The organism is Rhizobium sp. KNZ2-6A (assembly GCF_056755475.1).
Map to the genome: position 1 here is coordinate 20,344 of NZ_JBNDIC010000061.1, position 9,910 is coordinate 30,253.

Below are 9,910 nucleotides of genomic sequence, written 5' to 3' on the forward strand. Positions count from 1 at the left end.
AATGGACAAAAGTTAGGCGGCGGCCACGGAGTAAGGAAGACAGGTCTTTCTATTTCTATAGAAACTATAGAAAATATCTCTAATCAATGGCTGCGGAGGGTTCAAACTGCGTCGGAAGCCTTACCAGCCGGGGGACCAGCCGAGGCTCGGAGCCACAGTTCCGGCGAGATCGGCGAGCAGCCGGATATTTTCGGCAAGGCCGAAGGCCGGCGGCAGAAAAAGGACGACCTCGTCGGCGGCGGCAAGGCCGCGATCGTTCAGGACGGCCTCGATGACCTGATCGGGAGTACCGTGAAAGACCGGCGAGATCTGGCTTCCCGGCGGCTGGTTGGTTCGCGCGCTCGGCTCGAGCGCGCCCTTCGGCCGCGAGGCGGCAATCCCCTGCGTACGGCGCTCGAGATCATAGGCGGCGTATTTTTCGCGAAGCTCCGGCGTGGTGCCGACCAGGATCGAGGCCGCCACGGCAACAGGGGGCGGCTCGGTCGTCCGCTGGTTGCGCCAGGTGGCACGAAAGGCCTCGATACAACGGGCCTGATAGTCTCCGAAGCTCTCACCCTCGTCGTGGTCGTGCTGTACGGTTCCGGCGATCAGTCCGATGCCGATTTCAGCGGCCTGTATCGCCGATCCAAGGCTGGCGGAACCCTGCCGGATGCGCGAGCGAAGGGTCGGGCTGTGCGGCGTCACCCTCAGTTCGCTACCATCAGCGGCACCCTGGCCGGATCCTGCGACGGTGTGCAGAACCTCGCCCGAGATCGCCGACAGAAATCGTGCCTGACGGCGCTTGGCCTCTGTCCGGGCATCGGTTTCGACCGTACCGAAGACGGCATCGAAGGCCGCGTTAGAGCCGGTCGAAATCGCCAGTTCCAGCCGGCCGCCGATCAGAAGATCGGTCGTGGCTGCAGCTTCCGCCAGCAGGATCGGATCCTGATAGCGCATCGGAATGACAGCCGACCCCAGCACGATATGGCTGGTATGCTGGCCCGCCGCTGCGAAGAAGGGGAGCGGCGAGGACAGATAATGGTCGAAATGTCGTTGATAGGCCCAGCCCGACTGATAGCCCAGGCTTTCGGCGGCCTTGAAAAGTTCTATGCCCTCCCGCAGGCCGTGGGCCGGGCCGGTTTCGTCGTTGAACGACACGCGTGTGTTGAAACCAAGCCGCTTCTTCGGACGGAATGACACGGACTCCACCGTGGCGGGGGCAATGGCGTTCATGCGATCTTTTCCTCGTTGAAGATCTGCCGGTGTTGCAGGTGCTGGGGGCGTGCAAAATGTGCCGCGCCCGACGGGATCGATTCCAGCAGAGAGCGGGTATAGGGCTGGCGGGGCGTGTCGAAGATCTCACCGACGGTGCCATGCTCGACGATGCGACCGTGCTGCATCACCGATACCGTGTGGGCAAGCTGGCGCACGAGCGCCAGATCGTGCGAAACAAAGATATAGGTAAGGCCAAGCTTGGCCTGCAGCGACAGCAGCACTTCGACAATGTCGGCCTGAACGCTGACGTCGAGCGCCGAGGTCGGCTCGTCGAGGACGATCACATCGGGTTTCAGGACAAGCGACCGGGCAATGGCGACGCGCTGGCGTTGGCCACCCGACAAGGCGGCGGGCTTGCGGGACAGGAGATGCTCGCCCAGTCCGACGTCCGCAAACGCCTTGCGCACCGCAAGCGCCCGCTCCTGATGCGTTCCGATCCTGAAGCGGTCCAGCGGCTCGCGCACGAGTTTTTCGACGTTCCAGGTCGGATCAAGCGATGTGAAGGGGTTTTGGTAGACAAGCTGCAGGTGCCGCCAGACAGCCCGCAATTCACCGGGCGAGCGGCCGTTGACCTGTTCACCACCGACGGCGATCTTTCCGGTGTCTGGTTGTTCCAGGCCGAGCAGCAACCGGATTGCCGTTGTCTTTCCGGATCCGGATTCGCCGACGAGCGCATGGGTCGTGCCGGCTTGGACATCGAACGAGACGTCGTTGACGGCCGTCAGAACCTTGCCGTCTACGGTGAAACTTTTCGTCACACCGCTGACCTCGATCTTCGGTGTCTTCTTACGGGCGGCGCCAAGAAGCCGGAAGCCAGGCTCCCGCAATGGCCGGTACCGGTCCGGGTTGAGTGCAGGCACATCGCCACGGAGTTTTTTGGCATAGGACGAGGAGGGGGCTGCGAATACCGTCGCGGTACTGCCGGCTTCCTCGATAGCACCGTCCTTGAGAACGACGAGGGAATCGGCGCGCTCGGCTGCGATTGCCAGGTCATGCGTGATCAGGAGAAGGCTGATCTGCAGCTCCTCCTGCAACTTCGACAGGAGGTCGAGGATGCGCTTCTGGATCGTCACATCGAGCGCAGAGGTCGGCTCGTCTGCGACGAGCAGCGACGGACGCGGCAGAACCGCAAGACCGATCAACACGCGCTGCAGCATGCCGCCGGAGAGCTGATGGGGGTAGGAATCGTAGACGCGCTGCGGATTGTCGAGCCCGACCTGAGCGAATGTCTCAAGGACGAGCGCCTTGCGTACCGCCTTGTCCGGTTCGTCCAGAAGAGCTGCAGCTTCCATTGCCTGCGTGCCGATCGTGCGAACCGGGTTCAGGGAGTTGCCCGGATCCTGCGGCACAAAGCCGATCCTGCGCCCCCTGAACGGGCGGAAGCGGCGCTCTGAAAGCCCCAGGATATCGTGGCCGTCGAATTCGACGCGGCCGGTGGCATTGCCCGTCCCGGGCAGCAGCCGCAAGACGGCGCGGGCGATCGTCGATTTGCCCGATCCGGATTCGCCGATCAATGCGAGACCTTTGCCGCGCGCAAGCTCGAAGCCGACGTCGGTCACGACCCTGTTCGGGCCATAGGCGACAGACAATCCTTCAACCCGCAGCAACGGGGCAGATGGGCGATTCAAAAGCGTGGTCAGTCTGTCTTGCGGAGCCATCGGCTGATCCTGTTTACAGAGAGAACGGTCGCGATCGTGACGAGGGCTGGGGCGTAAACCAGCCAAGGCCACTTGAGGTAATCCTTGCCGATCGAGATCAAGAGGCCCCAGTCGGAGGCGGGCGGCGGGTCGCCGTAGCCAAGAAAGGCGAGGCTGGCGATCACCAGGATGGAGTCTCCGAACTGCAGAACGGCAAGCGGCAGCACCGATCTCGATGCATTGGGAAGTACATGGCGCCACAGAATGTGCCAGCGCGATCCGCCGAGAAGAAACGACGATTCGACGAATGTCGCCTGCCGGGTCTTGATGACTTCGGAGCGCATGACCCGGGCAAAGAGCGCGACGGCGGAGACGCCCGTCGCGATTGCCGCATTCGTCGTGTCGAAACCGATTGCGGTGACGACGATGACCGCCAGCAGGAATTTGGGAATGGCCAGCAAGACATCGACGAGACGGGCAAAGAGCGTGTCGACCCAACCGCCGAAGAAGCCGGCGAGCAGTCCGATTACCCCGCCTGCGACAACGCCGATGACAACGGCGATCAATGCGCTCGCCACCGATGAGGCCGTACCATAGACGATGCGGGCATAGAGATCGCGGCCGAGATGATCGGTACCGAACCAGTGCGCCGCACTGGGGCCAAGCAGCTTCTGGGCGGGAGTGCCGTTTACCGGATCGTAACTGGTGAACAGGCCGGGCGCCAGGGACCAGGCGATCGCAAGAGCGACGACCAGGAACGAAAGGATGACAACAGGCGGAACGCGCATGCCCGTCAGCCGGCTGATCGCCGTCGCGCGCGGGCTGGAAGAAGTGGAGGCAAGCGTCATCGGGTCACCGCCTTGGAGATGTTGAGCGAACTGTCATCGGCGGTTGTCGGGCGGCGCTGCTGCGTGCCGAGAAGTTTTACGCGAGGATCGAGCAGCGGGTAGGTGAGGTCGGCGATCAGATTGACGACCACAAAGACCACGGCGGCGAGCGAAACGACCGCTTGCAGCACCGGCAGGTCCTGCGTGCTGACCGACCGCTGCACCAGGCTGCCAAGCCCGTTTCGCCCAAACACCGTCTCGGTGATCAGCGAGCCCCCGAGCAATTCGCCGATGGTGAGGGCGACGACGGTGATGACCGGCAGCGATGACGGCTTCAGCAGGTGCATGACGAAGAGACGCATTTGGCCGAGCCCACGCCCGCGGGCGACGGCGGCATAGTCCTGGCTGGATTCATGATCGAGATTGGCAATCAGGACTTCGGCGATCTGCGCGGAGATTGGAATGCCGAGCGCGATCGCTGCGAAAAGCGTTGCCCAGAAGCTGTCCGGCTGGATGACACGAAAGACGCCGAGCTGGAAACCGAAGAGGTGGATCAGCACCAGGCCGATCACGAAGTTCGGAACGGACAGGAACAGCGAAGGGAAGCCGCGCAGCAAACCCTGGCCAAACCGCCGGGGCAGAAACTGCGTGCCGTAGGCGATGACTGCCGCCAGGGAAAGAGCAACCGCGAGGCCGGCTGAGGCAAGCACGAGCGTCGATGGCAGAACCTCCGCGATCAGCGTCGCCACCGGCCGGTTGGTCCGCATCGACAGACCGAGATCGCCGGTGACGAAGCCGGAAAAGGCATTCCAAAGCTGCACGGGGATCGGCTTATCCAGTCCTTGTGCCGCGATAATCTCCTTGATCTCATCCGGCGTGAAGCCGTTCTGCGGGTTGTTCAGGACGTTGGTGATCGGATCGCCAGGCAGGATGCTGACCACGACAAAGGTGAAGACATAAGACAGCAGGATCACGACGATCGCCTGCAGGAGCCGCTTTCCGGCGTAATTGAAATAGGCTTTGCTCATGCCCATCACCTCTGTGTCTGTTGGATGGCCGGGCTATTGGCTCTTCGTGGCGGTGTAGTAGCTGGCATAGGCGACGCCGTTGTAGGTCTCGCCCTTGAGCTTCGAAGACTGCACGTAGATGCGCTGGACGATCTGCGTTCGCGGAATGAAATAGCCCTGATCGAGGACGTATTTCTGCAGTTCGTCGAGAAGCGGCTTGCGGGCTTCGATGGAGCCGGCGCCGGCGATCTTGTCGCGCAGGTCATTCAAGGTCTTGTCGCTCTCGTCGAGCGCAAACCAGTTCTCGCCATTGTTGGCATTCGTCAGGATGCTGGCGACGGTGCCGGCGTCGATGAAGGAGCGCGTCACCTCATAGGCCGGCACTCCCGCGCCGCCATACTTTACCTTCTGGCCATAAGTGACGACGTCATAGGCGCGGATATCGACCTTCCAGCCGATCTTGCCGAGCTGCTGCGAGATCAATTCGTCGATCGATTTCGATGTCGCGAGGTAGGGGTTCGAGTTCAGCGTCAGCGACAGCGGCTTGCCATCCTTGACGCGAATGCCGCCCGGCCCCTTCTTCCATCCTGCCTCGTCGAGGAGTTTCTCTGCCTTTTCAGGATTGTAGGCGAGCAGCGCGCTCTGATCGGTCGCGCCTGGAACGTTACTCTGGATGAACGACGTCGCAAGCTTCCAGTCGGGCGTATAGACGGTGTCGATGATCTCCTGGCGATTGATGCCGGCCTGGAGCGCCTGGCGAACCTTCACGTCGTCATAGGGGGCAAGCTTGGTGTTAACAGCCCAACCGTTGACGAAGCCGAGATAGCGAGGCGTCGCCACTGTCAGGCCTTCCGATTTGAGGGACTCGAGCTCCTGAGGGGATGCGTTATAGGCAACGTCGGCCTGGCCGGACTGGACCGCGGCCACACGCAGCGAAGGTTCCGAGACGAGCTTGTAGGTGATCGTATCGAGATGGGCGGGGCCGGTCTGACCGACGGCCGCAGGACCCCAGTTGTAATCCTTGCGCTTGGTGAGCTTGACGTAATCGCCTTCCTTCCAGGACTCGATGACATAGGGGCCGCTGCCCGAGGTCTTGCTGAGATCCGCCTGGGCACTCGCCGGCGAAGCGATGGTTTTCGGGGAAATGAGGATCGAGCCGTGATAGCCGAGCGTCGGAATGAAGCCGAGGGTCGGCTTCTTGAAGAAAACCTTCAGCGTCGTCGCATCGACGGCTTCGGCATGATCATAGGTTTTGGGGAAGAGCCCGATCGGATTGATACCCTCGCTCTTGCGCCCGGCATACCAGATGTCGAGATTTGCAACGACGGCCGAAGCATCGAGCGGGCTACCGTCGGAGAAAGTCACGCCACTCTTCAGATGCAGCGTGAATTCGGTCGCGTTGTCGTTCTGCTCCCAGCGTTCGGCGATCCATGGGCTGACCTTCCCGTCGGCGTCGACATAAAGGAGCTTGTCGGTGACATGGCCCCAGATATGGCCCTGAAAGCTGGAAATTGCGCTGTTGTTGGGAATCCAGGTGTCGCCAAGGGAGTCGATCAGGAAGACGACATCTCCGCCGTCATGCGCACCGTCCTCACCCAAAGCCGGGGTTACACCCGCTGTTGCGACCAGAGCGGCAAATGCCAATGCAGAGGTGGCGGTCAGCAGACGGCGCCGGGAAAGAGGAAAGTGAGAAGAGCGGTCGTTCATGAAGCGGTCCTGTTCGGTTGCCGGGCTGATTACAAACAGGAGCCTAAGTGAGTGGATCGGTTTCGAGAAAGACTGGTTGTTCTTTTTCTACCAAACTTGTAGATTATTTTATCAGGACAAAGTGAAGCGCGAGGATCAGGATTTCCAACGCTTGCTCGCCGAGCGGGCGTGATTGGGCGATGCGGTTCTATTTGGCGATAAACGTCATCCCCTCGAGAATGCGCACGGGCGGGAGTTCGCCGGGAAACCGCTCGACGCTGACCTTCGTCAACTGTCCTGTCGAGGCCTGGGCAAGCTTCGATGTGCCGACGTCACGGGTGAGAATGTTCGGGTTGCCGTGAACACACATCGCCATATCGGCTTCCGCGTCCTCCGGTTCGAACCACGCACCGGTGGCAAGCTGCATCACGCCAGGTCTCACATCGTCACTGATGACAGCAGCTGCGAGGCAGCTGCCGCGCGCATTGAAGAGCCGAACGATATCCCGGTCCGAAATGCCGCGCTCTGCCGCATCGGCCGGGTTTATGCGCACGGGCTCCCGGCCGCCGATCTTGGTCGAACGGCTGAAATCGCCATAATCCAGCTGGCTATGAAGGCGCGAGTGGGGCTGGTTGCAGACGAGATAGAGAGGGTAGTGGCTCTCTGCGGCCATTGCGTCCTCATCCGGTGCATACCATCGCGGATGACCGCGGCAATCGTCATAACCAAAACCTTCGATCGTCTCCGAAAATATCTCGATCTTGCCTGATGGTGTCGGCAGCGGATTTGCGCCCGGATCGGCCCTGAAAACGCGAGCAGGTCCGCCGTCGTCCTGCTTGAGCGGAAGCCGCAATTCACCCGTCTCCCAGAAGGTTTCAAAATCCGGCGCGGGATTGCCGCCGGCGGCGAGCGCTTCCCGTGTCGTTTCGAAGAGAAAGGCGAGCCACTCGCGCGCCGACCGGTTCTCGGTGAATTCTTCGCGTTTGCCTAGACGCTCTGCGATATCAGAGAATATCTCGAAGTCATCGCGTGCTTCGCCGACAGGCTCGATCAGCTTCTTCATGGCGATCATCACAGGATCGCGGTCGGCTGCACCGATATCGTCGCGCTCGAGCGTCGTGGTCGCGGGCAGGACGATATCGGCATGGCGCGCCGAGGACGTCCGGGCCGTCTCGTGCACGATGATCGTTTCCGGCTTCTTGAATGCTCGGCGAAGCCTGTTGAGATCCTGATGGTGATGGAACGGGTTGCCGCCGGCCCAATAGACGAGGCGGATGTCGGGATATCGCAAAGCCTGGCCGTTGTAGTGGAACAAGCCGCCCGGGTTGAGCAGCATGTCGGCTATCCGAGCGACAGGAATGAAATCCGTCACCGGGTTGTGGAATTGCTTGAGCGTCGGCAGGGGGACGGCGAGCTGGCTTTTGCCGATATTGCCGAGCGCGCCGAGGGAGTAGGAAAAGCCGCCGCCGTCCAGGCCGATTTGCCCCAGCATTGCGGCCAGCACGATCCCCATCCAGACCGGCTGCTCGCCGTAGTCGGCACGCTGCAGCGAATGGCTGACGGTGATCAGCGTTCGGGCATTCGCCATGCTTCGCGCTAGATCCACAATCGTCTGCACGCCGATGCCGCAGATGCTGGAGGCCCATCGCGCGTTCTTTTCAACACCATCCCCGCGGCCCAGCAGATAGTCCTCGAAGCGCGAATATCCGACCGTGTAGCGATCAAGAAATTCTCGGTCGTGCAGTCCCTCGCTGACGAGCACGAAGGCGATCCCGAGCATGAGCGCGACATCGGTTCCGGGGATGACGGGAAGCCATTGCGCATCCAGATCGGCCGCAAAATCATCCTTGAGCGGACTGACAAGCACGAAGCGTGCGCCGCGTGCGCGTGCACCGCTTAATGCGGGGCGCACGACATGCCGGCTGATGCCACCCCCATGGACATCGGTGTTCTTTACCGCCATGCCGCCGAAGGCAACGATCAACTCGCTGCTGCGCTCGATAGCCTCCCAGGTGACGCTCTTGCGATCGAAGGTGTCATAGGGGCCGAGCACATGCGGAATGATGACCATCGCGGCGCCTGAACTGTAGGTATTGACCGATCTCACATATCCGCCGAGCACGTTGAGGAAGCGGTGAATCTGGCTTTGCGCATGATGAAACCGTCCAGCGCTGGACCAGCCGTACGAGCCGCCGAAGATGGCCTGCGGTCCGGCTTGCCCGTGAACGCGGCGAAGCTCCGTGGCTACAAGATCGAGCGCTTCCGGCCAGCTGACTTCGACATAGCCGTCGCTGCCGCGATTCTCCGCATTGTTCGGCTTGCCTTCAAGCCAGCCGCGTCGGACGGCCGGACGTCGGACACGCGCCGCACTATGGGCGATTGCGGGCAGATTGCCGAGCAGGGGAGATGGGTGCGGGTCGGCCGGGTGCGGATGGATTTCGAGCTTTCCATCCTGTTGCCGTCCATAGAATGCGCCCCAATGAGAGCTGTGGGTTTTAAAACCGTCCATTGCTCAGTCTCCGGCAATCAGAATGGATGATCGTAGCACTCACTTCGGCAGAATCTTGCTAGTGCCGATGCCGCGTTGTCCGGTGGATGTGCCAACGGAAATGGCATGCCCCACCACCTTCTTGTTGATGGCCGCGCCTTCGGCGAACTCCGCTTGTTGTCAGGATCGACAGCAAAAACCACATGATAGCTGCCGTCGCCGACATGGCTTAGGATGGCCACCGGAACACTGCAATCTTTTGTTCGCGCAGCACCTGCGAGATCAAAAAGCGACGGCCGAACCTCGACAGTAGCTGATTGGATAGCTCGGCGGATAAGGCGCCCATTTCCCAGTTCCTCTGTCAGCGGTGGCGGTGGCGAGAGAAATCTCGCCTGGTGTAAACGCAAAGCGTCTTCGCCCGGCCGCTTACGGGTATCAGACGGCGATCTTCTCGCCATTCAGATGGCGTTCCAGGAATGGCAGGCTGTCCTGTCCCCAGTAGAGCTCTTCCTCGTAGCGAAACGTCGGAAGGCCGAAGATGCCGACGCTCCTGGCGCCGTCGATGTTGGATCGCCAGACTGACTGGATCGCCTCCGACTGGGCTCGTTCTTCGAGCCTTACTCCATCGAAGCCCGCCTTCTCGGCTATCGCCTGGCGGACTTCGCTTTGGCCAATATCATCGCCATTCGTCCAGAAGGCAGTCTGGAGCGCGCGCGTCAGCTTGAACCAGTCCAGGCCGTCCTCGATGGCGGCAATGACCATGAAGCCCGCGGGAGTCGGATCGGAAAGGGCAGCGCGATTTTCGAAGTTGAGCGTCTTGCCGCGCAATGCCGCCCAGCGCTTCAGGTCTTTTGTCCAATAGGCGCGCCGCGCCTCGGGCCTGTTGCGGGCATAGATGCCGCCGTTGTCCTCTATCACCGAGATGACGTGCGGTCGGATCGACACCCCGTGTCGTCCCGCAAGTTCCGAAAAGGCATCGAGACCGATGAAGGACCAGGGCGACCCGATACC

At 61.5% G+C, this 9,910-nt stretch carries 7 protein-coding genes and 1 pseudogene; all 8 read right to left on the reverse strand.

All coding sequences use genetic code 11. From position 1 onward, the window contains the following. Positions 1–120: 120 nt before the first annotated feature. Entirely contained in the window at positions 121–1,212 is a 1,092-nt protein-coding gene (locus ACPYOP_RS28690) for an LLM class flavin-dependent oxidoreductase (protein ID WP_481413643.1), read from the reverse strand. Beyond that, a complete protein-coding gene (locus ACPYOP_RS28695; RefSeq protein WP_481413644.1) occupies positions 1,209–2,912 on the reverse strand; it encodes an ABC transporter ATP-binding protein in 1,704 nt (567 codons plus the stop codon). Before ACPYOP_RS28695 ends, ACPYOP_RS28690 begins: the two co-directional genes overlap by 4 nt. Then, positions 2,891–3,739 carry an ABC transporter permease gene (locus tag ACPYOP_RS28700; RefSeq protein WP_481413645.1) on the reverse strand — a complete coding sequence of 283 codons (849 nt, stop codon included), beginning with the start codon at positions 3,737–3,739 and terminating at the stop codon, positions 2,891–2,893. Before ACPYOP_RS28700 ends, ACPYOP_RS28695 begins: the two co-directional genes overlap by 22 nt. Further along, positions 3,736–4,746 (reverse strand): ABC transporter permease, encoded by a 1,011-nt coding sequence (locus tag ACPYOP_RS28705; RefSeq protein WP_481413646.1) that lies wholly within the window; start codon positions 4,744–4,746, stop codon positions 3,736–3,738. The genes ACPYOP_RS28700 and ACPYOP_RS28705 overlap by 4 nt, the downstream gene beginning before the upstream one ends. Before the next feature lie 33 nt (positions 4,747–4,779). Then, positions 4,780–6,432, reverse strand: coding sequence for an ABC transporter substrate-binding protein (locus ACPYOP_RS28710; protein WP_481413647.1), 1,653 nt, complete (start codon positions 6,430–6,432; stop codon positions 4,780–4,782). A gap of 187 nt (positions 6,433–6,619) precedes the next feature. Next, on the reverse strand, positions 6,620–8,920 hold the full coding sequence (locus tag ACPYOP_RS28715; RefSeq protein WP_481413648.1) for a molybdopterin guanine dinucleotide-containing S/N-oxide reductase: 2,301 nt from the start codon (positions 8,918–8,920) through the stop codon (positions 6,620–6,622). 51 nt (positions 8,921–8,971) lie between these two features. Next, positions 8,972–9,159 (reverse strand): annotated as a pseudogene (locus ACPYOP_RS28720) (FAD-linked oxidase C-terminal domain-containing protein); the annotation flags it as partial. A 175-nt stretch (positions 9,160–9,334) separates the two neighbouring features. Then, on the reverse strand, positions 9,335–9,910 hold a 576-nt coding region (locus ACPYOP_RS28725; protein WP_481413649.1), incomplete at its 5' end, for a DsbA family protein.

Excerpts from the sequence above, each read along its gene's own strand:
- ACPYOP_RS28695 (WP_481413644.1), bottom strand. The coding sequence starts at position 2,912 with ATGGCTCCGCAAGACAGACTGACCACGCTTTTGAATCGCCCATCTGCC.
- ACPYOP_RS28705 (WP_481413646.1), bottom strand. The coding sequence starts at position 4,746 with ATGAGCAAAGCCTATTTCAATTACGCCGGAAAGCGGCTCCTGCAGGCG.
- ACPYOP_RS28690 (WP_481413643.1), bottom strand. The coding sequence starts at position 1,212 with ATGAACGCCATTGCCCCCGCCACGGTGGAGTCCGTGTCATTCCGTCCG.
- ACPYOP_RS28710 (WP_481413647.1), bottom strand. The coding sequence starts at position 6,432 with ATGAACGACCGCTCTTCTCACTTTCCTCTTTCCCGGCGCCGTCTGCTG.
- ACPYOP_RS28715 (WP_481413648.1), bottom strand. The coding sequence starts at position 8,920 with ATGGACGGTTTTAAAACCCACAGCTCTCATTGGGGCGCATTCTATGGA.
- ACPYOP_RS28700 (WP_481413645.1), bottom strand. The coding sequence starts at position 3,739 with ATGACGCTTGCCTCCACTTCTTCCAGCCCGCGCGCGACGGCGATCAGC.